This is a genomic window from Hydrogenophaga sp., from assembly GCF_031426985.1.
In the GTDB taxonomy this organism is placed as follows: Bacteria; Pseudomonadota; Gammaproteobacteria; order Burkholderiales; family Burkholderiaceae_C; genus Hydrogenophaga.
In genome coordinates this window covers 1-26,109 of record NZ_JASJOY010000113.1, presented here as the reverse complement: position 1 = coordinate 26,109, position 26,109 = coordinate 1, and the positions used below count along the sequence as shown (strand labels likewise).

The following is a 26,109-nucleotide window of genomic DNA, read 5'->3' as shown; positions in this document are numbered from 1 at the left end:
CCCTGGTGGGCATGCCCATCAGCGTGCTCAGCACCGAGACCATCGGCAAGATCCTCGACGGCGGCCGCTCGGTTTGCGCCGCCGCCGGCATCCCCATCGCCGGTGGTCACACCATCGACTCGGTGGAACCCATCTACGGCCTGGTCGCGCTCGGCCTGGTGCACCCCAAGCGCGTCAAGCGCAACGCCGACGCGCAGGTGGGCGACCGCCTGATCCTCGGCAAGCCGCTGGGCGTGGGCGTGCTCTCGGCCGCGCTCAAGAAAGACGCGCTCAGCGCCGACGGCTATGCGCAGATGATCGCCAACACCACGAAGCTGAACACGCCCGGCCCCGACCTGGCCGCCATCGCCGGCGTGCACGCCCTGACCGACGTGACCGGCTTCGGCCTGGCCGGCCACGCGCTGGAAATGGCGCGCGGCTCGAACACCACGGTGAAACTCGACATGGCCCGCGTGCCGCTGATCGGCGGCGTGCGCGAGCTCGCCGCGCAGGGCATGGTCACCGGTGCCAGCGGCCGCAACTGGGGCGCCTACGGCGACGAGATCCGCCTGGCCGAGGGCCTGGCGCCCGTGGACAAGGCCCTGCTGACCGACCCGCAGACCAGCGGCGGCCTGCTGGTGGCCTGCGCGGCCGATGCGGTGGACGAGGTGCTGGCCGTGTTCCGTAAACACGGCTTTGACGCCGCCGCCGAGGTGGGCGAGATCGTGCCGGCGCAGGCCGGCGGCGTGCGCCTGCAGGTGGTCTGAGCCAGGCACCGGTGTCGAAACCGCGGCGCCTGTTTCGTCGTGAGCGCACAGGCCGGCGTTCGGCCTGATCGCATTCCCACCCTTGAGGAGAACCCCATGAGCAGTTCCACCGATACCGGCACCGTCACCCTGCACCGCGTGCTGCGCGCGCCGCCCGATCGCGTCTACCGCGCCTTCCTCGACCCCGACGCGATGGCCAAGTTTCTGCCGCCGCACGGCTTCACCGGCCGGGTGCTGGAGATGAACGCCACCGTGGGCGGCATCTACCGCATGCAGTTCACCAACTTCAGCAACGGCCAGACGCACGCCTTTGGCGGCAAGTACCTGGAGCTGGTGCCCGGCGAACGCATCGTCAACACCGATGTGTTTGACGACCCCAACCTGCCGGGTCAGATGATCACCACGCTCACGTTCAAGCCGGTGTCGGTCGGCACCGAGCTGACCGCGGTGCAGAGCGGCATCCCGGCCGTGATCCCGGTCGAGGCCTGTTACCTGGGCTGGCAGGAGACCCTGCAACTGCTGGCCCAGCTGGTCGAGCCCGACATCCCGGCTGAGATATGAAGCACCCCCGCGCCGCCAACGCGAGAGGGCGCCAGCAGCGGCCCGTCCTGCGCTGGTCGAAGGACCGTTCCGCGCTGGCCCTGGTTTGAACCACGGGTCGCCGACCATCGTCTGCCCTGTAAAAGCCCCTTTCTCTTCACAAGGCCGTTCCCATGCTGCTTTCCACCTGGCTGCTGTACGTCGCCGCCGTCTTCGTGCTCACCGTCACGCCCGGTCCTTCGGTGCTCATGTGCGTGTCCACGGCGGTGAACCTGGGCCCGCGCAAGGCGCTGATCACCTCGCTGGGCAGCACCTCGGCCATCGTCGGCTTGATGACCTTGTCGGCGCTGGGCCTGGGCGCGCTGCTCGCGGCGTCTGAAGCCCTGTTCACCGCGCTCAAGTGGGCCGGCGCCGCCTACCTGGCCTACCTGGGCGTGCGCGCGCTGCTGGCACCGGCGTCGGACATCCGTGTGGCGGGCGGCGCGGTCGCCGGCGGGCGGCGCCTGTTTGCGCAGGGCTTTCTGGTGGGCCTGAGCAACCCCAAGGCGCTGCTGTTCTTCGGCGCGCTGTTCCCGCAGTTCCTCAACCCGGCGGCGCCGCAGCTGCCGCAGTTTTTGCTGCTGGGCGCCACCTTCGTGTGCTTTGAACTTGGCTGGCTGACCGTGTACGCGTTCAGCGCCGCGCGCGCCCAGCGCTGGCTGCAGCAGCCGCAGCGCGCACGCCAGTTCAACCGGCTGACCGGCGTGGTGTTCCTGCTCGCGGCCGGCCTGCTGGCCACCAGCAAGCGGCAAGCGGGCTGATGAACACCCGCTGGCTGGAACTCAAGGTGCCACCGCCGGTGGTGGGGCTGGTGGTCGGTGTGGCCATGTGGTTCCTGGCGCCGCTGGGGCCGGGGCTCGCTGTGCCGGACCCGGCGCGCCTCTGGCTGGCCCTGGCCGTCGCGGCTGTTGGTGCCGGCTTTGACCTGACGGGCCTGATCGCCTTCGTGCGCCGCCGCACCACCGTGAACCCGCTCAGGCCGACCCACACCTCGGCGCTCGTGACCGGTGGCGTCTACCGCATCACGCGCAACCCCATGTACGTGGGCATGGCCTGCTTGCTGACGGCCTTGGCGGTCTGGCTCGGTGCGCTGTGGCCCTGGCTGGGGCCGGTGGCCTTTGTGCTCTACATCACCCGCTTCCAGATCCAGCCCGAGGAGCGCGTGCTCACCACGCTGTTCGGCGAGGCCTACACGGCCTATACCCGGCGCGTGCGCCGCTGGCTCTGAGCGCCGAAGGGCGACCGATCATGAACTCCGTGCCCCGCATCCTGGTCTTCGACATCTTCGGCACCGTGGTGGACTGGCACGGCTCCATCGTGCGCGAGGTGTCGGCTCGCTGGCCGCAGGCGGACGCCGACGCCTTCGCCCTGGCCTGGCGCGCGGGCTACCAGCCGGCCATGGAGGCGGTGCGCAGCGGTGGCCGCGGCTTCGTGAAACTGGACGTGTTGCACCGCGAAATCCTCGACGGCCTGCTGCCGCGCTTTGGCCTGGGCCAGCTGGGTGATGCCGAACGCGCCGAGCTCAACCGCGTCTGGCACCGGCTCGCGGCCTGGCCCGACAGCGTGGCCGGGCTCACGCGGCTCAAGGCGCGCTGCACGATCTGCAGCCTGTCCAACGGCAACCTCGGTCTGCTGACCGACATGGCCAAACACGCCGGCCTGCCCTGGGACTGCGTGCTCAGCGCCGAAGTGTTCCGCGCCTACAAGCCCGACCCGCGCGTGTACCGGGGCGCGGCCGAGGTGTTCGACGCCGAGCGCGGCGAGGTGCTGATGGTCGCCGCCCACCACGACGACCTGGCCGCCGCGCGCGCCTGCGGCCTGCAGACCGCCTACGTCGAGCGCCCGATGGAGTTCGGCGCCGCCCACCCCAAGGACGTGTCGCCCCAGCCCGGTAACACCTGGCACGCGCGGAACCTGCTGCACCTGGCCGAGCAGCTCGGTTGCTGAGCCACCGGACGCCCGGGTTTCAACTGATCCCGATGCCCCTATAAAGCAGCGAAAATATCAGCATTAACTGATATTTTGGAGCGCCCATGAACTTCCGCACCCTGGCCCTGGTGGCCGCCACCGCCACCGGCCTGCTGCTGGCACCCGCGGCCCACGCCGACAACCAGGCGATCGCCACCGACGAGATGGCCGCCTACCTGGAGTTCGTCGACTACGGCGGCGGTGTCATCTTTGCGGAACAGATCCCAAAGGACGAGTGGCCGAAGATGGTGGTGATCGACGCCCGCGACGCGGGCCAGTTCGCCAAGGGCCACATTCCCGGCGCCATCAACATGGACTGGCGCCAGGTGCTGGCCAGGCGCAACGACATTCCCAGGAACAAGCCGGTGCTGATCTACTGCAACACCGGTTCGCTCTCGGCCCAGGCCGGCTTTGCGCTGCGCGTGGCGGGCTGGGACAACGTGCGCATCCTGCAGGGCGGCATGGAAGAGTGGAAGGCCAAGGGCGGCTTCGACGCCGCGGCCAAGGCCACGGCGCCCGCCAAGCACTGACCCGCAGGCCGCGAGGGGGGCCGCGTCGTCACGGCGCGGCGTTGCGCGGGTCCGTGTCCGGCACCGTCCCCGACGCGATGTAGACCCCGCCCATCCACTCGGGCGTCACCTCGAAGCCATCCAGCCGATCTTCCAGCCCACTCCACGGCCGGTCCAGGCCTTCGAGTGAGCTGATCGAATACAGCGCCGCCCCCAGCACGAAGGCATTGACCGACACCGCCCAGGGCGGGGCCCATTGCAGGCCGGTGGCGACCACGCGGGCGCCGGGTTTGAGGTGGGCAAACACCTGGTCCAGCGCGGCCGGGTGGCGCACGATGTCGTGCGTGAAGTGCAGCAGGGCCGCATCGGCCTGGCCGCGCCAGCGGGCCGCCTGGGCCGACGCCTGCACCAGCTTGACCTGCGGGCGCTGCGCGGGGCCGAGGCGTGCGCGGGCGTGGGCCAGCATGTCGGGGCAGGGCTCGATGCCGACGATGCGGCCCCGGGGCCCCAGCCGCTGCAGCAGCGGCGCGAAGCTCAGGCCGGTGCCGCAGCCCACGTCGAGCACCGTCTGGCCGGTTTGCAGCTGCAGGCGTTCAATGGCCGCTTCGCGCAAGGGCTCGAAGGGCCTGAGTTCGTCGTCGTAGTCCGCCGCCCGCGCGCGGTAGAGCGCGAGCATGGCCTCCGGGGCCGAGGTGTCGGACCCGTGGACCGGAGGGGGAGCGGTGACCATGAACGTTCCAGGCGGGGCACCAGCGTACGGCCTCATGCCCGCGACCGCAAGGGCCGCAGGCCCCACTGGTCAGCTGGGCTGAACGTGCAGGCCCCGGCCCAGCGCCGGGTCGCCTTCCAGCCGCCACTGCTGTTCGTGGAACGCGGCCACCGTGGGCCGGTGGGCGATGGAGACCAGGGCGCCGTTTTCCTGCGCCACCAGGGCGCGCAATTTCGGGTAGAGCGTGCGCTCGGCGTCTTCGTCGAGCGCGCTGCTGGCCTCGTCGAGGAACAGCCAGCGCGGCCGCTTGAGCAGGACACGGGCGATGGCCAGGCGCTGCTGTTCACCGCCCGAGAGTTTCTGGCCCCAGGTGTCCTGGCGGTCCAGCTGGTCGGCCAGTTGCGGCAGCAGCGCCTCGCTCAGGGCCTGCTGCAACTGCGCGTCGGTGTAGCGCGTGGGCGGGGCCGGGTAGGCCAGGGCGTCGCGCAGCGCGCCGTTGGGGAAGTAGGGGCGCTGGGGCAGGAACATGACGCGCTCATCGAAGTCCGCCGGCCGCGCCAGCCGGGCCTGGGCCCAGGGCCAGATGCCGGCCAGCGTGCGGAACAGCGTGGACTTGCCGCTGCCCGATGGCCCCCTGACCAGCACGTGGTCCCCCGCGCGCAGCGCCAGGCCGCTGGCCGCCAGCAGCGGCCTGCCATCGGGCAGGCGGATCTGCAGCTCGTCGATCTGCAGCGTGTTGCCGTCTGCGGCGGTGCGCAGCTCGGCGTGGGCGGCGGCCGCGGTCTGCTGCACCTGGGCAAAGCTCTCTTCAAAACTGGTCAGGCGGTCGGTGGTGGCGCGCCAGGCGGCCAGGCTGTCGTAGTTGTCGACGAACCACGACAGCGCGTCCTGCACACGGCCGAAGGCCGACGAGATCTGCATCAGTTCGCCCAGCTGGATGGCGCCGCTGAAGAAGCGCGGCGCCGCCACGATGAAGGGGAACACCACCGCGGCCTGCCCGTAGCCCACGGTGAACCAGGTCAGCGTCTTCTGGCGCTTGAGCAGGCGCAGGTAGTTGGCCAGGACCTCGGAAAAACGGCTGCCCGCCTGCTGGCGCTCGACCGGTTCGCCGCGGTCCAGCGCGATCGATTCGCTGTATTCGCGCACCCGCACCATGTGGTGGCGAAAGTCCGCCTCCACGCGCTGCTGGCGGAAGTTCAGGCCGATCAGCGGACGGCCCAGGAAGTGCGTGATCACGCTGCCCGCCAGTGCATAGACCACCGCCATCCACACCATGAAACCGGGGATGACGTAGTGGCCGCCGTTGAAATCAAAACCGAAGCTGCCCGAGAGCGACCACAGGATGCCGATGAAGCTGGCCAGCGTGACCAGCGCGTTGAGCAGGCCCATGCTGAGGCTGACGGTGTAGGCGGTGAACTGGTTGACGTCTTCGGAGATGCGCTGGTCCGGGTTGTCGGGCGTGGCGCCATCGGCCTTGGAAAAACGCGCCAGTTCCAGGTGGTAGAAGGCCTTGTGCGCGAGCCAGCGGTCCAGGTAGTGGCCGGTCATCCAGGCGCGCCAGCGCAGCTCCAGCAGCTGCGTGAGGTAGAAGCGGTAGACCGCGATGATGATGAAGCCGAAGGCCAGGTAGGTGAAGCGTCCCAGCTCGCGCCAGAACACCGCGGCGTCCTTGTTCTGCAGCGCGTCGTAGAAAACCCGGTTCCAGTCGTTGATGAGCACCAGCATGTAGACCGCGCCCAGGTTGAGCGCCACGATGGCCGCCAGCAAGGCCCGTGCTTTCCACTTTTCTTCGGACTGGAAGTAGGGCAGGGCCAGGGCGGCCACCTTGCGCGCGAAGAGGCGAAAGCTCTGGAGTCTGGACAGGGTTGTCGTCATGGGTTTACCGATGGGGTGCGGAGAAGGGGGGATGCCGTGTCGGCCATGCGCAGGCCGCACAGCGTGAAGGTGGAGCCGCAACCGGGCGCAGAGTTCACCGCGATGTCGCCGCCCAGGTAGCTGGCCTGTGCCCGGGCCAGCGCCAGGCCCAAACCGTGGCTTTCGGCGCCGGCGCGGTCGTCGAAGCTGCGGTAGGCGTCGAACAGCAAGGGCAGGCGTTCGGCCGGAATGCCGCAGCCGCTGTCGCGCACTTCGATGCACAGCCGCCGGCCAGGCGGGTACGCGTGGCGCCGGCGCAGGCCCACGTACACGGTTCCGGACGCGGTGTTCTTGATCGCGTTGCTGACGAAGTTCTCCAGCACCGACTGCAGCAGCGCGCGGTCGGCCAGCACGCAGTGGCCGCGTGCGGCGGCCAGGTGCAGGTGCAGGCCGCGGGCACGGGCCTGCTCGGCAAACAGGGCGCGCAGCTGGTCGAACAGGGCCTGCAGGTCCACCGGCTGCGGGTTCGGGCGCAAGCTGCCCGATTCCAGGCGCGAGAGTTCGAGCAGCCGGTGGATCTGGTCCTGCACCTCGGCCGCGGCGGCCTCGATCTTGGCCGCCGTCTCGGCCACGCCGGTGTTGCCGCCGGCCTGGTGGCGCAGCACCGCGCCGTACAGCGAGATCGCGCGCACCGGCTGCTTGAGGTCGTGGCTGACCCCGGCCAGGAACAGGCCCTTGGTGCGCGAAGCCTCTTCGGCCTCGGCCTTGCGCAGCTCCAGGTCGCGGATCAGGCGCTGGTTTTCATAGCGCAGGCGGATGCCGTCGCGGTGCAGGCGGTTGGTCAGGCGCGCGTACCCGGCCATGGACAGCAGGAACAGCAGCGTGAGCGCCGAGAGCACGGTGTGCATGGGCGTGGCCGCGGCCGCCAGCAGGCCCACATAGGGCAGCAGGGCGGGCAGCAAAAAGGCATAGAACGTGGGCAGGTGGATGGACAGTGGCGTCACCGCGCCACCCACATGGCCGGACAGGTAGGCGCCCACCAGCAGCAGGGTCATCGGGGCCTGCGCGTCGAAGTACAGCCAGGCAAAGGCGCCCCAGGTGATGCCGTTGAGCAAGGCCGAAACGGTGAAGCCCTGAATGAGCCGCCGGTGCCCCTGGCCCTGGGCCAGCAGCGGGCGCATGTGGCGCACGAAGACCTCGCGCGCCAGGTTGGAGGCGGTGCCCAGCCCCAGCCAGAGCAGCGTGTGCGCGACAGGGACCGTGTCCCACATCAGCCAGGCGGCCACCAGCGACAGCAGCGTGACGCTGACGTACGGGAAATGCACCTCGTGCGCGAAATAGTGCGCGACGGTGTTTTCTTCGTACTGCTCAAGCGTGGCCATAATTTGCCACTATGCCACCCATCCAGGTTTTGATTGCCGAGGACCACGCCCTGCTGGTCGACGCCCTGCAACTGTTGCTGGGCACCCAGCCCGACCTGCACTGCGCGGGCATCGCCCGCAATGGAGAGCAAGCGCGCGATCTGGCGCTGGCCCTGCAGCCCGACGTGCTGCTGCTGGACCTGGGCCTGCCCCTGCTGGACGGCCTGGGGGTGATGGAGTCGCTGCGGCGGGCCAAGTCGGGCGTGCGGGTGCTGGTGGTCACGGCGCGCATGGATGCGCAGTCCATCCGCGCGGCGCTGGCGCTGGGCGCGGCAGGCTACCTGCCCAAGAACGAGGACAGCGACGAGCTGCTGCTGGCCATCCGCCGCGTGGCCGGTGGGCGGCGCTACATCAGCGGGGCCATCGCGCAGGTGTTCGTGCCCGAAGCCGGTCGCACGCCCGAGATGCCGCTGACCGCCAGCGAGACCACCATCCTGCAACTGGTGGGCCAAGGCCTGACCAGCAAGGAGATCGGGCAGCGGCTGGACATCAGCGAAGCAACGGCCCGCAAGCACCGCGAGAACATCCGCCGCAAGCTGGGCATCCACAACAGCGCCGAAATGGCCGCCTACGCGGTGCGCGCGCAGGCCCGTTCGCCGGGCTGAGCGTCGGTGCCGGAGCGTCCGCCTACGCCCAAGTGCGTAGGCGAACGGTGCCGGCCTACGCCACCGGGCGAATTGTCGGACGAGTAACAAATTCCTACATTGACCGGACGGCGATGACCGACCGGCAATGGCTGCAGGTGTCGCGCCCCAGGGGTGACCACCATGCGCATGCAATTCTTCTTTTCCGGCCTGTTGTCGCTGGCGCTCGTCGCCTGCGGCGGGGGCTCCGGCACGGCGGCCGATGACGACAACGGGGCCCCCCTCACCGTGCAGTCCGCCGGCCAGGTGGTGGACGAGCAGGGCGCGCCGTTGGCCGGTGCCGCCGTGACGGTGGTCTCGGCCAGCGCGGTGGCCGGGACCGACGCCGCCACCAGCACCGATGCCGAGGGCCGCTTTGCGCTCACGCTCGACGCCGCCACACCGGTTGTGCTGAAAGTGCAGAAGACCGGTTATGCCAGCAGCTGGCGCGCGGCGGCATCGGCCAGCGCCAACGCCACGGTGGCCGGCCGTGTGCTGCTGCTGCCGGTGGCCACCACGCTCGGTTTCGACCCGGCGCAGGCCGCGGTGCTGCGCGTGCCCGGTTCCCCTGCGCGGGTGGCGCTGGCCGCGGGCAGCCTGGTGCGCGAGGACGGTCAGCCCCTGGCCGCCGGCGCGGCCGGTGTGGCGCTCACCCCCATCGACCCCAGCGCCGACATTGGGCAGATGCCGGGCCTGATGGTCGATGCCGCCAGCGGCGAGCCGATTGAATCGCTGGGCGCCCTGCACATCGAGTTCACCGACGCCAGCGGCGCGCCGCTGAACCTGGCCAGCGGCCAGACCGCGACCATCCGCATCCCGGCCACGCCGGCCGCGGGCGCGTCGCTGCCCGCCACCTTCCCGCTCTACCACCTGAACGAAACCACCGGCCGCTGGACGCAGGAAGGCACGGCCACGCTGCGCACCGACCCGGCCACCGGCGCCGCGTACTACGAGGGCACGGTGAGCCACTTCAGCACCTGGAACGCCGACAAGGTGTACGTGAGTTCCCGCATCGACCTGAGCGCCACGCAGGGCGGCGCCAACTGCCCGGTGCCCGCAGGCCTGCGGGTGCAGGCCGTGGGCCTGGACTACAACGCGACCTCGCTGGTGGAGGCGGGGCGCCTGCTCGTGAAGGCCAACGCGCAGGTGCAGATGCGCCTGGTCGACAGCACCGGCGCTTTGCTGGATGCGCTGACGTTCAGCACCGGTGCCGTCGGGGCGGTCGATCGTTTGCCGCGTTGCCTGGCACCTCAAGAGATGGTGCAGCTCAGCGGGCGTGTGGTGGTCAGCAGCGGTTCGCTGGCCGGTTACCGGGTGCAGATCACGGGTCTGTTCGACAGCTTCACGGTGGGGCTGGACGGTGAGGGCCGCTACGTTTCGCCCATCCACCCGAACGCCGGCCTCGTGACCGCCCGGCTGGTGCGCACCGACACCCGCCGGGACCTGCCGGCCACCGCCGTCAGCGCCACCGTGGCGGGCAGCGACGTGGCGCTCGACGACCTGGTGGTTGCCGACACTCGCGTGCCACTCACCGGCTGCGTGCAGGGCTGGGCAGGCTACCGCCAGTCCAGCGCCCAGGTCAGCGTGCTGCTGGGCGACACCCTGCTGGCAGCGCCGTTCACCGCCACGGCCACCGAGCCCGACTTCGTGTTCTCGGTCCCGATCCAGAGCAGCCTGAGCCTGCGCATCACGCCGCCCGACGCCTCGCTGGCCGAGCGCACGGTGCCGCTGTCGGTGGGCAACACGTCGCTGGATCTGGGCGCCTGTGTGAACCTGCCCCAGGGCCCGCAGGTGCAGGCGGTCAGCAGCGGCGCGGGCCTGCTGCGCCACTTCGACGCCACGGCCACCCTGCCCGGCGACGCGACACTCACCACCTTCGCCTGGGACTTCGGCGATGGCAGCAGCGGCAGCGGCGTGGCGGTCAGCCACAGCTACGCCAGCGCCGGCAGCTTCACCGTCCGCCTCACCGTGACCGATGCCCTCGGTCAGCACAGTGCGCTCAGCCTGTCGCCCGACACCGGTGGCGACACGGTCTACAGCACGCTCACCCCGGCCACCACCATGGACGCCGGCGGCCGGCACCTGTGCACGGTTCGTGACGGCAGCCCCTGGTGCTGGGGGCACAACTTCGGGCAGAACCTCGGTCGCAGCTACGGCTCCGTCACCGTCGGCGGCAGCAACATCTTCAGTGGGCTGGAGTCGTCCGGCGTGCCGCTGCAGGCCAGCGTGGGCATCACCTCTGCCACGGCGGTGGTGGCCGGTGCCGCCCACACCTGCAGCCTGCTGGCCAATGGTCTGGTGCGGTGCTGGGGCACCCTGGGGCACAGTGGCCTGGGGGATGGTGTGACCAGCAGCTCGGTGGCGCCGGTCACCGTCAGCGGCATCGGCACGGCCAAGGCGCTGTCCAGCGGCGACGACCACCTGTGCGCCGTGCTCGACGACGGCACCGTGCGGTGCTGGGGCGACGTGCGGGTCGCCAACTCGGTTCCGCACACCATCAGCGGCCTGGGCAACGCCGTGGGCGTCGTGGCCTCGGGCGGGTTCTTCTCCACCGGCGGCCTGTTCAGCTGCGCCGTGCTGGCCGACGGTGGTGTGCGCTGCTGGGGCGACAACCGCTACGGCAAGCTGGGCAACGGCAGCCTCACCAACTCGACCACGCCGGTGGCCGTGACCGGCATCAGCACCGCGGTGGCGGTCGCGGCCAGCGACGACGACGCCTGCGCGCTGCTGGCCGACGGCACGGTGGCCTGCTGGGGTCAGTACGCCGGCGGGGTGCTCGGCGGGTTCGGTACGCCAGCGGTCGCGGGCGGGCCGCCCGTCACCGTGCCGGGCGTGAACAACGCGGTGGCGCTGGCCATGTCCACTACCCACAGCTGCGCCCTGCTGGCCGACGGCACCGTGGCGTGCTGGGGCGGCGCGGCACAGGCGCGTGGTGTCGCGGCGCCTGCCAGCACCACCACGGCCGCGCCGGTGCCCGGCCTGAGCGGGGTGGCTTCGCTCGCGGTGGGCGACAGCTTCACCTGTGTGCGGCTCACCAGCGGCGCCGTGCAGTGCCTGGGCAACGGCGCCAACGGCGTGCTGGGCGCCGGTGGTGAGGTCTTCAAGGTGGACGGCGTGGTGCAGAACCCGCCCAGCTACCCCAGTTCCCTGGTGCCGCTGGGCGTGGTGTTCCCCTGACCGTGCCGCCAGGGGCTTTTAGAACTTGAGAGGAGCGAGCATGAAACGACAAGGCCTGTTCGGGCTGCTGATGATCCTGGTGGCGTCTTCGCTGCTGACCGCCTGCGGTGGCGGCGGCGCCGGGGCCGACGCCACGGCCACACCCGCCCGCGTGGACATCACCACCAGCGCCGTGCTGCTCACCGAGCCCGGGCAGACCAAGGTCCTGAGCGCGCGCGTGCTCGACAGCCAGGGGCGCGACATGACGGCGACGGTGGCCTGGGAGAGCACCCAGCCCGGGCAGATCAGCGTCGACAGCGCGGGGCTGGTGACCGCGCTGGGCGAGGGCGGCAGTGCCCAGATCACGGCCCGCGTGGGCGGGCTCAAGTCCGCGCCGCTGCTGGTGTTCCATTCCCGCGTGCCAGAAGGCACGCTGCTGCTGACCGACGCGCAGATCGTGGGCGAACCGGTCGAGACCGACCCGCTTGCCACCCCCAGCATCAGCAACACCTACAGCGTGCGCCTGAGCGGCGTGGCCGCGCCCGCTGTCGGGCAACTGCTGCTCAACACCGAAGCCAAGATCGTGGTGGGGCGGGTGCAGGCTGTCAGCACCGATGCCAATGGCGTGCACACCGTGACGCTGGTCCTGGTGCCGCTGCGCGAGATATTGCCCACCTTGCGCATCGACGAAACCATCGACCTGAGCCAGGCCGAGATGGTGATACCGGCGGACGTGCTCGACACCTACGACGTGACCCGAGAGGGCACGCGCCTCACCTTCACCCCCAAACCGGCGGTGGTCCGGGCGGCGGCGGCGAGGGCGCGCCCGGCCGCAGTGGTCAGCGGCACCATGGCGCTGCCCCCGTTCAAGGAGTGTGAAGGCACCGTGGAGGGGACGGGCGGCGCGGACTCCTTGCCCTTCAAGCTGAGCAAGGTGCCCGGCTTCAGCCTGGACTTCAAGCCCGCGCTGGACATTCTGCACACGCCGGAAAACGGGCTGGAGCGCCTGGTGCTGGCCGCCGAGCCGGGCATCACCACCGACCTGTCGCTGGAACTCACCGCTGGGTTTGATGCCAAGTATTCCTGTGGCATTGACCTGGCGGTCGTGCGCATTCCCATGCCGGGCCCGGTGGCCGCCTTCCTGAGTGGCCTGATCACCTTCGGCGCGGGCATGGAACTCAGCGGCAAGGTGGAGCTGCCCGGCGCGGTGCAGATCATCAACGTGACCCAACGCTCCAGCAAGCTGGACCTGGGCGTGGCCTGCCCTGGCGGCGGCAGTTGTTCGCTGGTGCATACCGTGAGCGAGCCCACGGTCACCAACCAGGCCTCGATCAGCGGCCCGGACCTGGGCAACCTGCGCCTGGAGCCCAGCCTGTTCGGCTTTGGCAAAGCGCAGCTGGCCATAGGCAACCCGATATTCACGTCGCTGCGCTTCAACGCCGTGTACGCCAAGCTGGGGGTGGCCTTGCAGAGCAGCTTTTCCAGCATGGAGGGCCAGATCGCCGACCCTGAGTACGCGTCCAAATACGGCATCGCGGCGCTGCTCAAAGCCGGGCTGGACACCGATTTCCAGGGCCTGGCGGCTTGGCTGGGCCTCAATGGCGTGGCTGAAAACCTGATCGAGCTGAGTGCGCCGCTGGCATCTTCGCCCCAAGGCAATCTGACGCTGGCGCAAGACGCATTCCAGAGCGGCGAGCGCGTCGAGGCCACGGTGCAATTCGACCCGGCAACCACCCGCTTCCTGAGCATCTACAACGTCGATGAAGTGATTGTGATGCGCAAGGTGGGCACCGCCGCTGCGCAAGAAGTGGCCCGCATCGCGGTGGCCGAAGGTCTGGACCGGGTGACCTTGTCCTTTGTGGCACTGAGCGCCGGCACGGCCAGCGAGCTGACCGCCTTTGTCACCTCCCGGGCGCTGCCGGCGCAGAAGCTGGAGTTGGGCCGGGCCTCGGCCGTGGCCGCTGTGAAAGGGGATCGGATCAGTGCCGGCTACAGCCATACCTGCGCGCTCACCAGCGCTGGCGGCGTCAAATGCTGGGGAGGCAACTTCGTCGGTCAACTCGGCGACGGCAGCACCACCAATAGTCCGGTGCCGGTGGCCGTGAGCGGTCTGGGCAGCGGGGTCGGCGCCATCGCTGTGGGTGACGCCTATACCTGCGCGCTCACCGAGGTCGGCGCTGTCAAATGCTGGGGGTACAACTGGGCTGGTCAACTCGGCGACGGCAGCACCACCAACAGTCCGGTGCCGGTGACTGTGAGCGGCCTGGACAGTGGGGTCGTCGCAGTCAGTGCGGGTGCCCGCCATGCCTGTGCGCTCACCAGCGCGGACGCCGTCCAATGCTGGGGGCACAACGACCAAGGGCAACTCGGCGACGGCAGCACCACCCAAAGCCTGGTGCCGGTGGCTGTGAGCGGCCTGGACAGTGGGGTCGTCGCAGTCAGTGCGGGTTTCCGCCATGCCTGTGCGCTCACCAGCGTGGGCGGCGTCAAATGCTGGGGGAACAACGGTGCTGGGCAACTCGGCGACGGCAGCACCACCAACAGTCCGGTGCCGGTGGCCGTGAGCGGTCTGGGCAGTGGGGTCAGAGCCATCGCTGCGGGTAGCTCCCATACCTGCGCGCTCACCAGCGCTGGCGCCGTCAAATGCTGGGGGAACAATTACTATGGGCAACTTGGCGACGGCAGCACCACCCGCAGCCTGGTGCCGGTGGCCGTGAGCGGTCTGGACGGCGGGGTGATTGCCATTGCAGCGGATGACTCACATACCTGCGCGCACACCAGTACTGGCGCCCAATGCTGGGGGGAGAATTTCGATGGGAAACTCGGCGACGGCAGCACCACCAACAGTCCGGTGCCGGTGGCCGTGAGCGGTCTGGACAGCGGAGTTGTCGCCATTGATGCGGGTCGCTACCATACCTGCGTGCTCACCAGCGCTGGCGGCGCCCAATGCTGGGGGGATAATTCCCATGGGCAACTCGGCGACGGCAGCACCACCGTCAGGTACGCGCCAGTGCCAGTGACCAACTTCCCCTGAGGCCTCTTCACCCGGCCCTGCCCGCTGGGCAGCGCCCGGCAGCTGGCTTAACGGGAAGGGTTGGACACCCCCGAGGCCACGTGTCCGCTGGGCACGTGCATCGACGCGTGTTCGATGTGGCCGGTCTGGTCGTCGAAGAAAAAGTCGGGCTCGAATTCGCGCAGGAACTCGCCCTTGGGCAGACCGCCGAGGAACATGGCCTCGTCGACTTCGATGTTCCAGTCCATCAGCGTGCGGATCGCGCGCTCGTGCGCCGGTGCGCTGCGCGCTGTGACCAGCGCGGTGCGGATGTGCATGTCGTTCGTGCCCTCGGTCTGCAGGCGGTGCAGGGCTTCGAGCAGGGGTTTGAACGGGCCGCCGGCCAGCGGCTGGGCGGCGTGGCTGGCCTCGTGTGCCTGAAAGGCGCTCAGGCCCTGCGCCTGGTACACGCGTTCGGCCTCGTCGGAAAACAGCACCGCGTCGCCGTCGAAGGCGATGCGCACCTCGTGCGGGTGCGCGTCGCTGGCGTGCACCGACAGCGGGTACACCTGTGCGGCGGGCACGCCCGCGTCCAGCGCGGCGCGCACGTCGGCCAGGTGGGTGGACAGGAACAGGTTGGCGCGCAGCGGCCGCAGGTAGCGCCAGGGCGGCTGGCCGCGCGTGAAACTGCCGCGCTGGATGGGCAGGCCGTAGTGCTGCGCCGAGCGGAACACCCGCATGCCCGAGACCGGGTCGTTGCGCGAGAGGATCACCACCTCCACCCGTTGCGTGGTGGCGTCGTTGAAGGCCAGCAGCTTCTTGACCAGCGAAAACGCCACGCCCGGCGCGGCGGGCACCTCCAGCCGGTCCAGCTGCAGCTTCATGTACGAGCGGTCGTCCCCGGTCTCGAACAGGCGGTTCTCTTCTTCGAAGTCGAACAGCGCCCGCGAAGAAATCGCAACCACCAGTTGGCCATCAAGCGTTACGGGCATGGGTCAGGGTCTCGGCAGAGTGAGGGGGAAAGCAGCAAGAGCGAAGGGTAGCCGAACAAAGGCGCACCGCCGCGGCGAGGGGGAGTCATGTCGAGAACGCGGCGGAACCGGCTTTGCCGGGCCGCACGCGTTGCCCCCTTGGGGGGTGACGCCGCAGGCGGCGCGGGGGGAACCTACTTCACCAACTGGTTCAGCTGAATGATCGGCATCAGCACCGCCAGCACGATCAGCATCACCACCAGGCCCATGCCCACGATCAGCAGCGGCTCCAGGATGGTGGCCAGGTGCATGGCGCGGCGCTGCACTTCGGCGCTGAGCTGGTCGGCCGCGCGGCGCAGCATCACCGGCAGCTGGCCGGTCTGTTCGCCCAGGCGCGCGAACATGCTCACCAGTGGCGGAAAACGTTTTTTGCTGCCGATGGCCGAGGCCAGCGGCGCGCCTTCGCGCACCAGCACCAGCGCGTCCAGCGCGTCGGCGCGCATGGCGCGGTTGTTCAGGGTTTCGGCGGCGGTCTGCAGCGCGCGCAGGATGGGCACCCCCGCCGACGCCAGCATGGCCAGCGTGGCGGCAAAGCGCGCTGCGTTGTAGCCGCGCGCGAGCCGGCCCACCAGCGGCAGGCGCAGCCAGGCCGCGTCCATGCGTTCGCGCAGCGCCTCGTTGCGGCGCGCCATCACCAGCGCGATGCCCCCGCCCACCAGCAGCAACAGCAACAGCCAGCCCCAGTTGCGCACAAAGGCGCTCAGGCCCAGCATCACCACCGTCAGGAAGGGCAGGGCGCGCTGGCTGCCGGCGAACACGCTGGCCACCTGCGGCACCACGTAGCTGACCAGGAACACCACGATCACAATGGCCACCACGGTGACGATGGCCGGGTAGAGCGAGGCGCCGATGAGCTTGTTCTTGAGCGCCTCGCGCGCCTCCAGATCATCGGCCAGGCGTTCGAGCACGGTACCCAGCTGGCCGCTCTGCTCACCCGCGGCGATGACGGCGCTGTAGATGGCCGAGAACTCGCGCGGGTGTTGCGCCAGGGCCTTGGCGAACGGCGCGCCGGCGTTCACTTCCGACCGCAGCGCGGCCACCAGGCGTTGCTGTGGTTCGTCCTCGGCCTCTTCGGCCAGCGCGGCCAGGGCGCGTTCGAGCGGCAGGCCCGCGGCCACCAGACCCGCCAGCTGGCGCGTCCACACCGCCAGGCCGGTGGCGTTGAAGACGTTGCCCCCCCAGAGCGTGATGTTCAGGCCGCGCCCGCCGCTCTCATCCGGTGCGTTCAGCGCCGGCTCCACCGACAGCGGCACCAGCGCCCGCGCCCGCAGCTGGCTGCGCGCGGCCTTGGCCGTGTCGGCGTCGATCAGGCCTTTCTGCGTGGCGCCCTGCGCGTCCAGGGCTTCGAAGGTGTAGGCGGGCATGGTGGCCGATGGTAGTTCATCGAACTGGGCGGGAAACACCAGCAGAAACGCCGGTCCGTCCATCCCACGGCCGAGGGATGCACCGATCCCCCATGACCTGTACGGTGTAACCCAATGGTTTCAATTTCGAAGCCATTCATCACCCAAGGAACTGTCATGTCCATTTTCAAGTGCAACCCGCGGCTCTTGTTCACCCTGGGGGCGTTGTCGATGGCGGCCGCCTTGGCCGCCTGCGGTGGCGGGGACGATCCGGTCGATACCGGAGGGGGCGTTGCGGTGGTGGCTTTGCCGGCGGTGGGCACGTCCACGGGTCTGGACGTCACGGGCACCCTGAACTACCTCGTGTTTTCTCCGGATGGCAGCCATCGTCCTGTGTCTGCGGATGTGGCAAATGACGGGTCCAGCGGCTCGCTGACCTTGAATGAAACGGATGGAAGCTTTGTCGTGTCCACCGGCGATGCCTGGCTCGGTGCGAGCTGGCCTGAGGGTTCCGACGGCTTGCTCGAACTCAATGGCCATGCCGGGCTGATCTGCGACACCGCGAGCAACGCGGGCCAGGTGGGCATCTCGGGCAATGTGGTGCAAGTGACCGACCTCGCTGAACTGCGCGGCAAGTCGTTCCGGTACATGGCGTGCGCCAATGGCGCGGTGGCGGATGAAGGGGGCATCGCTTTCAACGACGACGGTTCGGCGCAGTTTGAGGACGCCGACGGCGTTAGCTCCTTTGGTGCCACCGAGATGGCCGCGTACTTCAGTGAAGCGGGCTGGTCGATCGAAGGGGGCACTTTCAAAGCGCGCGCTTTTTCCCGCACCACATCCAGCGGGACGGAGTACGCCATCGTGGACATCTCGGACGATGTGGGTGATGGTGGCTCGCGGATCAAGACCGTGGCCTTGATGGTCGAGGTCCAAGCCCCCAGGTGAGCGCCTGTTGAATGAAAAAACCCGCCGAGGCGGGTTTTTTCATGCTTGAACCACCGGGTGACCCGGGGCTGACCAGACGCTCAATCCCGCGTCACGCTCATCACCTCTTCCACCGAGGTAACGCCCTGCGCGATCAGGTGCTGCCCGTCTTCGCGCATCGGGCGCAGGCCGGCGGTGGTGGCAGCGGTCAGGATCTCGCTCTCGGCTGCGCGGTTGTGGATCAGCGCGCGGATCGCGTCGTTGGTGACCAGCAATTCGTAAATGCCGGTGCGGCCTTTGTAGCCGGTCTGGCTGCAGTGCGCGCAGCCCACCGGGCGCCAGCGGCCCTGGTCGTCCTGCTGGCGGCAATGCACACAGAGCTTGCGCACCAGGCGCTGCGCCAGTACGCCCAGCAGCGAACTGCTCAGCAGGAACGGTTCCACGCCCATGTCGGTCAGGCGCGTGACGGCGCTGGACGCGTCGTTGGTGTGCAGCGTGGCCAGCACCAGGTGGCCGGTGAGGGATGCCTGGATGGCGATCTGCGCGGTCTCGAAGTCGCGGATCTCGCCGATCATGATCACGTCCGGGTCCTGGCGCAGGATGGCGCGCAGGGCCTTGGCGAAGTCGAGGTCGATCTTGGCGTTGACCTGGGTCTGGCCCACGCCCGGCAGCTCGTATTCGATCGGGTCTTCCACCGTCATGATGTTGAGCGTGCTGGCGTCCAGCCGTTGCAGGCCGGCGTAGAGCGTGGTGGTCTTGCCCGAGCCAGTGGGGCCGGTCACCAGGATGATGCCGTGCGGCTGCGTCAGCAGGTGCTTGAAGCGCTCCAGCACATCGCCCTGCATGCCCACGGCTTCGAGGTTGAGCTTGCTCTCGCTCTTGTCCAGCAGGCGCAGCACCGCGCGTTCGCCGTGCGCGCTGGGCAGGGTGGAGACGCGCACGTCCACCGCGCGGGTGCCGATGCGCAGGCTGATGCGGCCGTCCTGCGGCAGGCGTTTTTCGGAGATGTCCAGCTCGGCCATGATCTTCAGGCGCGAGATCAGCGCGGCGTGCAGCGCGCGGTTGGGCTGCACCACCTCGCGCAGCGTGCCGTCGACGCGAAAGCGCACGCTCGAATGGCGCTCGTAGGGTTCGATGTGGATGTCGCTCGCACCGTCGCGCGCGGCCTGCGTGAGCAGGGCGTTGAGCATGCGGATGATGGGTGCGTCGTCGGCGGTTTCCAGCAGGTCCTCGATCGCGGGCAGCTCCTGCATCATGCGGCTGAGGTCGGCGTCGCTCTGCACCTCGCTGACCACCGCGGCCGCGCTGGATTCGCCCTGCGCGTAGGCGGCGCTGATGCGCTGGGCCAGCGCCTCGGCCGGTTGCCACAGCACCTCGCGCACATCGTGCCGGCGCAGGATTTCGGACAGCGCCGACAGGCGCCGCGTCTGCGCGTCGGCGTCGGCCAGCGCCGTGCTGCTGCCCAGCAGGGTGAGCTGATCGCCGTCGTCTTCCAGCAGCCAGTGGTGTTCACGCGCGAAGGCGTAGGGCAGCGGGTATCTCATGGCCGGGGGCTCACCGGACGGCCGGGGCCGTGAAACCCGCCGGCGCCTGCGGCGGCATCACCGGCGCCTCGTTGACCGGCACCACGGTGCTGGGCACGGGCTGCGCGTCTTTCTGGATCGCGCGCATCTGCTCGTAACGGTCCAGCGACAGGCTGCTGCTGGCGCGCGCGTCGCGCAGCACCACCGGGCGCAGGAACACCATCAGGTTGGTCTTCTTGCGGCTGCGCGATTCGCTCTTGAACAGGTTGCCGAAGAGCGGCACATCGCCCAGACCGGGCACCTTGTCCTCGTTGCCGGCGTACTCGTCCTGCAGCAGGCCGCCGAGCACGACCACCGCGCCGTCGTCGACCAGCACGGTCGATTCGATGGAGCGCTTGTTGGTGATCAGGCCGCTGCTGGAGTTGACCGACGAGGCCTGCACGCTGCTGACCTCCTGGAAGATGGTCATCTTGATGGTGCCGTTCTCGCTGATCTGCGGTTTGACGCGCAGGGTCAGGCCGACGTCTTTGCGCTCGATGGTCTGGAACGGGTTGACCGAGCCGTTGCTGGAATTGTTGTTGGTGTACTGGCCGGTCACGAAGGGCACGTTCTGGCCGATCACGATCTTGGCTTCTTCGTTGTCCAGCGTCAGCAGGTTGGGGGTGGAGAGGATGTTGCCCTCGCCGTTCTGCTGCAGGAAGCGCGCCAGGAAGCCGAGGAAGTACACGCCGTTGGCGCGCGCGGCGATGCCCAGGTTCAGGCCGGCCGAAGGCGCGGTCGTGCCACCACCGGCGGCCAGGTTGAAGATGTTGCTGCCGCCGCTGCCGAAGTTGGTGCCCAGCACGCCGATGGCGCCGTCACCGGCCTTGCCGATGGGGCCCTGCCACTGGATGCCGAACTCGGCCGCCTTGTCGGCGTTGACCTCGGCGATCAGGCTCTCCACATAGACCTGGGCGCGGCGCGCGTCGAGCTGGTCGATCACGGCGCGCAGCTGGCGGTATTGGGGCTCGGGCGCGGTGATGATGAGCGCGTTGGTCGCGGGGTCGGCCTGGATCTGGCCACCGGTGGACGGGGCGGCGCTGGCGGCGACCGGGGACGTGGCGGCACTGCCCGCCGCCGTGGGCGCGCGCGCCGGCGTGGCGGTGGTCGAGCCACCGCCACCCGACAGGGCGGCGCGCAGCGTGGTGGCCAGCGACACCGCGTCGGCGTTTTTCAGGTACACGACGTGGATGTCGCCGGCCGCGGCCTGCGAGGTGGGCTGGTCCAGCTTGGTCACCAGGGCACGCACCAGGGCCAGCCGCGCCGGATTGGCCGCGCGCATCACCAGGCTGTTGCTGCGCGGTTCGGCCACCAGCGTGGTCTTGAACGAGGCATCGCCCGCGCTGGCCGGTCCTCCCGTGGGACCGCCCGATTCGATGAGCTTGTTCACCAGCGGCACCAGATCGGCCGCGATGGCGTGCTGCAGCGGGATGATTTCCACGTCGGTGGCACCGGCCACGTCCAGCGCGGCGACGATGCGGCCGATGCGCTGCAGGTTGTCGGCGTAGTCGGTGATGACCAGCGAGTTGTTGCCCGGGTTGACGTTGATGGTGTTGTTGGGCCCGATCAGCGGGCGCAGCACCGGCACCAGGTTGTTCGCGTTCTCGTGGTTGAGGCGGAAAATCTGCGTGACGATCTGGTTGGACGCCGGCAGCTGGCTCACCGGTCCGGCGTTGACGGTGTTGCCCTGCAGCTTGGCGTCGGCCTCGGGCACGATCTTGTAGAGCCCGCCGGTGTCCACCAGCGCAAAGCCCTGCAGGCGCAGCGCGGCGGCGAACTGGTTGAGTGCGGTGGCCGGCGACACCGGCCGGTCGGTCGAGAGGTTGACCGTGCCCTTGACGCGCGGGTCCAGCACCACGTTGCGGCCGGTGATGGTGGACAGCGTGCGCGCCACGGCTTCGATCTCGGCGCCCACGAAGTTGAGCACCACCGGTTCCTGGCCGCGGCTTTGTGCCGGTGCGGTGGCGGGCAGCAGACCGCCCAGTGCGCAGACCAGCGCCAGCAGCGTGAACGTGCCCGGCGCCGCAGCGGCTCGGAGGGGGTTGGCTTTCATGAAGTCATCCTATCGCGAAGTGTGGGGACGCCTGTGGGCCGGCGTCACCCGATGTTCAGCAGCGAACGCGCACCCTGGCGGCGTCCGATGATGTTGAGCAGGTTGGCCAGCGCGGTCTCGCGGCCCGGCGCGGCAGACGCTTCGCCGCGAAAGCGCAGCCGCCCGCCGACCCATTGGCCCTCGCCCTGCAACCGGAGTTCGCCGCGCAGGGTCTGCAGCGCCACGGTGGCGCTGTCGCCGCCGGCGGGGGCGTTCAGCACCAGGCGGTAGCTGCCCAGTGGCCGCAGGGTGGACAGGCGCGAGGCCATGTCCAGCGCCTCGATGTTCAGCGCGCCCTGCACCCGGCTGCGGCCGGCGGCCCACTGCAGCTCCAGCCCGGGCGACTGCAGCTGCAGCCGCCCCTCCAGGCGCAGCGTGTTCCAGGGCGTGCCCAGGCCGGTCAGCAGTTCGGTCGGCCACTGGCTCTGGAAGCCGGCCACCCGCAGGCGCCCGCCTTGCCAGCCGGGCAGCGCGGTCAGGTTCAGCGGTTGCGGGGTGCAGCAGGGGGCGGTCAGCTGCAGCTGCAGCGCCGGTGCCGCGGCCCAGGTGGGGCGCAGCTGCCAGTGCAGGCCCTGGGGCAGGGCGGTCAGGCTGCGGCTGCCCTGGCCGCCGGTCAGCAGCAGGTCGGCCTGCCCGTCCCACACGGTGCCGCGAGCGTTGACGAGTTGAACCCGCCCGCCGCTGGCCAGGCCAATGCCCTGGGCCAGCCAGCGCGCGGGCGCGAACAGCAGCAAGGCCAGCAGCAGCCCCAGCAGGGCGCCCAGCCAGGCCAGGCGCGCGGGCCAGGCGGTGGTGTGCATCAGTTGCCCGCCCCGAGGCCGGGGCCGGCCAGCACCAGCTGGCCGCTCCAGCCGGCGGGGGCGCCGCCGTGCTGCAGGTCGGCCTGCACCGGCACCACGCGGGCGTTGATGCGCACCTGCGCCAACCACTGCGCCAGGGCGTCGGGCGGTGTGCCCCGCAGGGTGACGGTGGCGCGGTCGCCCTGCACCTGCAGCTGCGCCGTGCCGGCGAGCGTGGCGGTGGTGGCCTGTTCCAGTGCGTCGCGGGCGCCGGCCGGCGAGAGGGGCTTGTTCTGGCCACGCAGGCCCTCGGCCGTGGCGGCCATCTGGCGCATCTGGGCCAGCTGAGCGTCCAGCTGCTGGCGTTGCGCGGGCGCCTGGCGCAGGGTGGTCAGCGCCGGGGCCACGCCCAGCCACCACAGGAGGGCCAGCCCCACCACGGTGGCGGCGACCCCCACGGCCAGGCGTTCGCGCGGCGCCAGCCCCGCCCAGACCGGTTGCACGGTCTGGCGCAGGCGCTGCAGGGGGGACGTGGTGCTGCGGTCGGTCATGGCTGTGCTGCTCATGGGGCGTTGGGGCGCAGGCGCAGGGCCTGGCCGTCGATCTGCGCGTTCCAGGCGCCGCCCGCCATCGCCTGTGCCTGGGCGCGCAACTGGTCTTCGGGGGCCTGCAGGCGCAGCTCGCCCGGGCTGTAGACCAGGCGCTGGGCGGCAAGGCCCGGGCCGGCGCTGCCCAGGGCGGACAGCAGGGCTTCGAGGTCGCGGCCCGAGAGCTGGCCGCCGGCCTGCTGCAGCTGGGCCAGCTCGCGCTGCATCTGCAGCGGCGCGTCCAGCACCAGGGTCACGTTCGGAAAGGTCTGCTGCAGCGTCTGGCGCACTGCCTGGCGTCGGTCGTCCAGGGCGCGGCGTTCGTGCCAGGCGGCCACGTTCAGCCCCAGCAGCTGGGCCACCAGCAGGGCGGCCAGGCCCCAGCGGGCGGGGCGCCAGGCGGGCGCCGTGCGGAACTGGCGCAGCGCCTGCCGCAGGCGCTGACCGCGCCGCGCGCCGCTGGAGAGGCTGAGGTCGAACTGCGCGAGGTTCCAGTCGGACTGGGCGGCGCGCAGCAGCCCGTCGTGCAGCGGCAGGGGCGTCAGGCGCCGGTCCAGCGCCTGTTCGGCGGGCGCGGCCACGGCCGGGTCGGCCAGCCACTGCGCCTCGGCGGTGTCGGCGCCGGCGCGGTCGGGCCCGATGGCGGCCAGCGGCAGGCAGCGCACGCCTTCGGCGCTGGCGCTGGCCAGCCAGGCATGGCCGCCGTCGTTGTGCGCCCAGTGCACCGCGTCGGCCGTGGGCCAGAGCATGGGCACGATGCGCGAGACCGGGCGTCCGGCCGCTTCCAGCGCCTGCAGCCAGCTGCGCAGCCAGGCCTTGTCACACGCGGCCACCCACAGGGTCTGGCCGGTGCGGGCGCCGGGCGCCAGGGCGAAATGCAGCTCGGTGGTGTCGCTGAGCAGGCGCTCTTCGAGCAGGCCGTCGAGCGCGGCGCGCAGGCGCGAGGCGGCCACCTTGGGCACGGCCGGGCGGTGCCAGGAGAGGGCGCGCACCGGCAGCGCCAGCACCACCTCGGCCTCGGCGGGCAGCAGCGAGGCGGCGCAGCGGCCGTGTTCGAGCGCCTGCCGGCCGTCACCGGACCGCACCCAGGACAGCTGGGCGGTGGGGCCGTCGGCGGGGGCGAGCGAGAAGTCGGAGGGGGTGAGGATCAGCACAGGTGGGGGCCGGGTGGGATGGGGGCCATTCTAGATAGCGTCTGGTGTGCAGCCTGCGGTCGTCAGCGGGTGGTGATGCGTTCGCGCCAGAGCACGCGCAGCTGCAGGTTGTTGCGCACCACCAGCGAACGTTCTTCGATCACGGTGTCGTCCAGCCGCAGGCGGCCGCGCACTTCAAAGTAGCGGCTGCGCACGTCGTGGCGGTCGGCCTTGAGCTGGGTGGCGATGCCCGGTTTCGTGCGCGCGGCGTCGGCGATCTGGCGCCAGGGGTCGCGTTCGCGTTCGGTCACCAGCTGCTGCGCGTCGGCCAGGCTCAGGTCGGTCACGCTGGCCGCCAGCACCTGGGCGCTGGCGGTGTTGAGGTTGACCGGGGTGCGTTCGGGCAGCAGGGTCACGTGCGGTTCCAGCGCGGCCAGGCTGGCGCGGCCGATGCCCAGCCAGGCCAGGTGGGCCAGCTTCGACGGGAGGAGCGCGGTGTGCGAGGGCTGCGGGTCGTTGGCCGCGAGCTGCGAGGTCCGCACCAGGGCCTGGGCGGCGGCGTCCAGTTCTGCCTCGGGCAGGTCCAGCAAGCGGTAGAGCTTGGTGAAGGCCTGCAGATCGGGCTCCGACAGTTCGGCCCTGGCCTGCGCCCCGGTGCCGGCCACGCTGACCAGGTTCAGGAAGTTCAGGCGCGACTGCTGGTCGCGCACCTCGCCCGAGAGGAAGGCGGGCAGCTCCAGATCGGCGCTGTTGTCCCGGTCGGCGGCCAGGAAGCTGGACAGGCGCGCCTCTTCCAGCGGCATGGCCCAGGGTTCGCCCAGGTGGTCGGGGTTGCCGCTGTTCTGGTTGCTGCGCGCGTCCTCGCGCAGGATCAGGCGCGCCCAGTCCAGCGCGCCGGTGAGGATCCAGCCCGCCTGCACGCGCTGGCGTTCGGCCGTTTCCACCTGGATGGCGCGCCACTGCTGCCACAGCGCGGCCGAGGCCAGCGTGGCCACGAGGGTGACCGTGAGCATGGCCAAGAGCAGGGCGGCACCTTTTTGCCGCCGCTGCTTCTCGTGGGTGGGCGACACCCGCAGCGAGGGGGCGCCTGGCCAGGGCACCGCCGGGCGCCCCCTCGACCCGTTCAGGCCGGACGGCCCGTGCCGCCCCTCCGCGGTGGGGGGACGCGAAGCGGCGCGTGGGGGATTCATCACTGTCCCGCCTCCAGCGTGGGGCGCACCCAGTCGCGGGTGAGGGTGCCGGCCAGCGCCTGCCCGGCGGTCAGACTGAGCACCAGGCGCACGCCGTTGGGCAGACTGGTGTTGGCGCCGGTGGTGCCGGCCGACTCGTTGCCCACCGACGAGAGCGGGTTGCCCCAGGTTTCACCGCGGTGGTAGAAAAGTTGCCACTGATCGACGGCGGCGACCGCCACCGCGCTGTCGGTGTCGCTGCGTTGTGCGGCATCGGGCGCCGACGCCTGGCCCCAGAGCGCCGCGCGTTGCCAGGCACGGGCCAGGTCGTCGCGGTGTTGCAGCGGGCCCGACTGCCAGCGCATCCACTGCCCGTCCAGCCTCGTCCATGCCACCACGCGCACGCCAGCGCTGTCCAGCCCGGTCTCGCCGCTGTCGCGCCGTGTCAGGCGCAGCAGCCGGCCGTCGTAGTCCAGCGGGTCGACTTCCTGCGTGTCGGTGATCGCGTCCAGATCGGCCCCCCACTGGCCCAGCGCCGACTGCAGGCGCAGCAACTGGTCGGCGCGCTGCTGGGTCAGCGCCTGCGTGCGCGTCATGCCGTCGATGGACCGCCAGCTCAGCACCGCCAGCAGCGCCATCACCGAGATGGCGACCAGCAGTTCGATGAGGGTGAAGCCGCAGGAGCGGTTTTGGCGCGAACGGCCCCAAGGCCAGGGGCCTCGTGGAACCGGCTTGGCCGGGCCACAGAGGCCGTCCCCCCGCGCAGCAGGGGGGACGACGCGCAGTGGCGCGGGGGGGGCATGACGATCCGGCGCCGGGCTACCCCCAGCCGGATCAGTCCCCAGACCCGGCAAGGACCGGGTCCCTTCCCCTTCCTGGGGCAGCGACCCGCGCAGCGGTGGAGCGTGGGGGGGCAAGACGGGCCAGCCGCC

At 70.5% G+C, this 26,109-nt stretch carries 22 protein-coding genes; 10 read left to right on the top strand and 12 right to left on the bottom strand.

Features of this window, described 5'->3' with window-relative positions:
* The 6 genes from selD to RMP09_RS14440 all read left to right on the top strand — a co-directional run.
* A partial coding sequence (selD, locus tag RMP09_RS14465; protein ID WP_310566683.1) for a selenide, water dikinase SelD occupies positions 1–746 on the top strand: 746 nt, incomplete at its 5' end.
* A gap of 96 nt (positions 747–842) precedes the next feature.
* On the top strand, positions 843–1,307 hold the full coding sequence (locus RMP09_RS14460) for an SRPBCC family protein (protein ID WP_310566682.1): 465 nt from the start codon (positions 843–845) through the stop codon (positions 1,305–1,307).
* A 152-nt stretch (positions 1,308–1,459) separates the two neighbouring features.
* Positions 1,460–2,086, top strand: coding sequence for a LysE family translocator (locus RMP09_RS14455; RefSeq protein ID WP_310566681.1), 627 nt, complete (start codon positions 1,460–1,462; stop codon positions 2,084–2,086).
* Positions 2,086–2,553 (top strand): isoprenylcysteine carboxylmethyltransferase family protein, encoded by a 468-nt coding sequence (locus tag RMP09_RS14450; RefSeq protein WP_310566680.1) that lies wholly within the window; start codon positions 2,086–2,088, stop codon positions 2,551–2,553. Before RMP09_RS14455 ends, RMP09_RS14450 begins: the two co-directional genes overlap by 1 nt.
* Positions 2,554–2,573: 20 nt before the next feature.
* Entirely contained in the window at positions 2,574–3,272 is a 699-nt protein-coding gene (locus tag RMP09_RS14445; RefSeq protein ID WP_310566679.1) for a haloacid dehalogenase type II, read from the top strand.
* Positions 3,273–3,358: 86 nt separating this feature from the next.
* Positions 3,359–3,823, top strand: coding sequence for a rhodanese-like domain-containing protein (locus RMP09_RS14440; protein ID WP_310566678.1), 465 nt, complete (start codon positions 3,359–3,361; stop codon positions 3,821–3,823).
* Positions 3,824–3,851: 28 nt separating this feature from the next.
* On the opposite strand, the gene RMP09_RS14435 is transcribed toward RMP09_RS14440, so the two are convergent.
* The 3 genes from RMP09_RS14435 to RMP09_RS14425 form a co-directional block, all read right to left on the bottom strand.
* A complete protein-coding gene (locus tag RMP09_RS14435) occupies positions 3,852–4,532 on the bottom strand; it encodes a class I SAM-dependent methyltransferase (RefSeq protein ID WP_310566677.1) in 681 nt (226 codons plus the stop codon).
* A 69-nt stretch (positions 4,533–4,601) separates the two neighbouring features.
* The gene (locus RMP09_RS14430; protein ID WP_310566676.1) at positions 4,602–6,386 is read right to left on the bottom strand and encodes an ABC transporter ATP-binding protein/permease; all 1,785 of its coding nucleotides are present in this window, start codon (positions 6,384–6,386) and stop codon (positions 4,602–4,604) included.
* On the bottom strand, positions 6,383–7,747 hold the full coding sequence (locus RMP09_RS14425) for a HAMP domain-containing sensor histidine kinase (RefSeq protein ID WP_310566675.1): 1,365 nt from the start codon (positions 7,745–7,747) through the stop codon (positions 6,383–6,385). Before RMP09_RS14425 ends, RMP09_RS14430 begins: the two co-directional genes overlap by 4 nt.
* Positions 7,748–7,758: 11 nt before the next feature.
* Here RMP09_RS14425 and RMP09_RS14420 point away from each other — a divergent pair, with 11 nt between their 5' ends.
* The 3 genes from RMP09_RS14420 to RMP09_RS14410 all read left to right on the top strand — a co-directional run bounded on the left by RMP09_RS14420 (position 7,759) and on the right by RMP09_RS14410 (position 14,599).
* The gene (locus tag RMP09_RS14420) at positions 7,759–8,391 is read left to right on the top strand and encodes a response regulator transcription factor (protein WP_310566674.1); all 633 of its coding nucleotides are present in this window, start codon (positions 7,759–7,761) and stop codon (positions 8,389–8,391) included.
* 168 nt (positions 8,392–8,559) lie between these two features.
* On the top strand, positions 8,560–11,586 hold the full coding sequence (locus tag RMP09_RS14415; RefSeq protein ID WP_310566673.1) for a PKD domain-containing protein: 3,027 nt from the start codon (positions 8,560–8,562) through the stop codon (positions 11,584–11,586).
* A gap of 40 nt (positions 11,587–11,626) precedes the next feature.
* Positions 11,627–14,599: a hypothetical protein gene (locus RMP09_RS14410; RefSeq protein WP_310566672.1), complete on the top strand. Its 2,973-nt coding sequence runs from the start codon at positions 11,627–11,629 to the stop codon at positions 14,597–14,599.
* A 47-nt stretch (positions 14,600–14,646) separates the two neighbouring features.
* On the opposite strand, the gene RMP09_RS14405 is transcribed toward RMP09_RS14410, so the two are convergent.
* Both RMP09_RS14405 and gspF read right to left on the bottom strand, forming a co-directional pair.
* Positions 14,647–15,549 (bottom strand): 5'-nucleotidase, encoded by a 903-nt coding sequence (locus RMP09_RS14405; RefSeq protein ID WP_310566671.1) that lies wholly within the window; start codon positions 15,547–15,549, stop codon positions 14,647–14,649.
* Positions 15,550–15,722: 173 nt separating this feature from the next.
* Complete coding sequence (gene gspF, locus RMP09_RS14400) at positions 15,723–16,952, bottom strand: type II secretion system inner membrane protein GspF (RefSeq protein WP_310566670.1); 1,230 nt, start codon at positions 16,950–16,952, stop codon at positions 15,723–15,725.
* 156 nt (positions 16,953–17,108) lie between these two features.
* Here gspF and RMP09_RS14395 point away from each other — a divergent pair, with 156 nt between their 5' ends.
* A complete protein-coding gene (locus RMP09_RS14395) occupies positions 17,109–17,876 on the top strand; it encodes a hypothetical protein (RefSeq protein WP_310566669.1) in 768 nt (255 codons plus the stop codon).
* 80 nt (positions 17,877–17,956) lie between these two features.
* Here RMP09_RS14395 and gspE read toward each other — a convergent pair whose 3' ends face one another.
* The 7 genes from gspE to RMP09_RS14360 form a co-directional block, all read right to left on the bottom strand.
* The gene (gene gspE / locus RMP09_RS14390; RefSeq protein ID WP_310566668.1) at positions 17,957–19,399 is read right to left on the bottom strand and encodes a type II secretion system ATPase GspE; all 1,443 of its coding nucleotides are present in this window, start codon (positions 19,397–19,399) and stop codon (positions 17,957–17,959) included.
* A 10-nt stretch (positions 19,400–19,409) separates the two neighbouring features.
* The gene (gene gspD / locus RMP09_RS14385; RefSeq protein WP_310566667.1) at positions 19,410–21,470 is read right to left on the bottom strand and encodes a type II secretion system secretin GspD; all 2,061 of its coding nucleotides are present in this window, start codon (positions 21,468–21,470) and stop codon (positions 19,410–19,412) included.
* 44 nt (positions 21,471–21,514) lie between these two features.
* On the bottom strand, positions 21,515–22,309 hold the full coding sequence (gene gspN / locus RMP09_RS14380) for a type II secretion system protein N (protein ID WP_310566666.1): 795 nt from the start codon (positions 22,307–22,309) through the stop codon (positions 21,515–21,517).
* Positions 22,309–22,854, bottom strand: coding sequence for a type II secretion system protein GspM (gene gspM / locus RMP09_RS14375; RefSeq protein ID WP_310566665.1), 546 nt, complete (start codon positions 22,852–22,854; stop codon positions 22,309–22,311). The genes gspN and gspM overlap by 1 nt, the downstream gene beginning before the upstream one ends.
* Complete coding sequence (gene gspL, locus RMP09_RS14370) at positions 22,851–24,029, bottom strand: type II secretion system protein GspL (RefSeq protein ID WP_310566664.1); 1,179 nt, start codon at positions 24,027–24,029, stop codon at positions 22,851–22,853. The genes gspM and gspL overlap by 4 nt, the downstream gene beginning before the upstream one ends.
* A gap of 62 nt (positions 24,030–24,091) precedes the next feature.
* On the bottom strand, positions 24,092–25,021 hold the full coding sequence (gene gspK, locus RMP09_RS14365; protein WP_310566663.1) for a type II secretion system minor pseudopilin GspK: 930 nt from the start codon (positions 25,019–25,021) through the stop codon (positions 24,092–24,094).
* Positions 25,022–25,197: 176 nt separating this feature from the next.
* Complete coding sequence (locus tag RMP09_RS14360; protein WP_409559734.1) at positions 25,198–25,833, bottom strand: hypothetical protein; 636 nt, start codon at positions 25,831–25,833, stop codon at positions 25,198–25,200.
* Between the last annotated feature and the right edge of the window lie 276 nt (positions 25,834–26,109).

Coding starts and splice junctions, on each gene's coding strand:
- gspK (WP_310566663.1), bottom strand. CDS start 25,021: ATGCTCACGGTCACCCTCGTGGCCACGCTGGCCTCGGCCGCGCTGTGG.
- gspN (WP_310566666.1), bottom strand. CDS start 22,309: ATGCACACCACCGCCTGGCCCGCGCGCCTGGCCTGGCTGGGCGCCCTG.
- RMP09_RS14425 (WP_310566675.1), bottom strand. CDS start 7,747: ATGGCCACGCTTGAGCAGTACGAAGAAAACACCGTCGCGCACTATTTC.
- gspF (WP_310566670.1), bottom strand. CDS start 16,952: ATGCCCGCCTACACCTTCGAAGCCCTGGACGCGCAGGGCGCCACGCAG.
- RMP09_RS14445 (WP_310566679.1), top strand. CDS start 2,574: ATGAACTCCGTGCCCCGCATCCTGGTCTTCGACATCTTCGGCACCGTG.
- RMP09_RS14455 (WP_310566681.1), top strand. CDS start 1,460: ATGCTGCTTTCCACCTGGCTGCTGTACGTCGCCGCCGTCTTCGTGCTC.
- RMP09_RS14405 (WP_310566671.1), bottom strand. CDS start 15,549: ATGCCCGTAACGCTTGATGGCCAACTGGTGGTTGCGATTTCTTCGCGG.
- RMP09_RS14395 (WP_310566669.1), top strand. CDS start 17,109: ATGTCCATTTTCAAGTGCAACCCGCGGCTCTTGTTCACCCTGGGGGCG.
- RMP09_RS14440 (WP_310566678.1), top strand. CDS start 3,359: ATGAACTTCCGCACCCTGGCCCTGGTGGCCGCCACCGCCACCGGCCTG.
- gspD (WP_310566667.1), bottom strand. CDS start 21,470: ATGAAAGCCAACCCCCTCCGAGCCGCTGCGGCGCCGGGCACGTTCACG.
- RMP09_RS14460 (WP_310566682.1), top strand. CDS start 843: ATGAGCAGTTCCACCGATACCGGCACCGTCACCCTGCACCGCGTGCTG.
- RMP09_RS14430 (WP_310566676.1), bottom strand. CDS start 6,386: ATGACGACAACCCTGTCCAGACTCCAGAGCTTTCGCCTCTTCGCGCGC.
- RMP09_RS14420 (WP_310566674.1), top strand. CDS start 7,759: ATGCCACCCATCCAGGTTTTGATTGCCGAGGACCACGCCCTGCTGGTC.
- RMP09_RS14435 (WP_310566677.1), bottom strand. CDS start 4,532: ATGGTCACCGCTCCCCCTCCGGTCCACGGGTCCGACACCTCGGCCCCG.
- gspE (WP_310566668.1), bottom strand. CDS start 19,399: ATGAGATACCCGCTGCCCTACGCCTTCGCGCGTGAACACCACTGGCTG.
- RMP09_RS14450 (WP_310566680.1), top strand. CDS start 2,086: ATGAACACCCGCTGGCTGGAACTCAAGGTGCCACCGCCGGTGGTGGGG.
- RMP09_RS14415 (WP_310566673.1), top strand. CDS start 8,560: ATGCAATTCTTCTTTTCCGGCCTGTTGTCGCTGGCGCTCGTCGCCTGC.
- gspM (WP_310566665.1), bottom strand. CDS start 22,854: ATGAGCAGCACAGCCATGACCGACCGCAGCACCACGTCCCCCCTGCAG.
- RMP09_RS14410 (WP_310566672.1), top strand. CDS start 11,627: ATGAAACGACAAGGCCTGTTCGGGCTGCTGATGATCCTGGTGGCGTCT.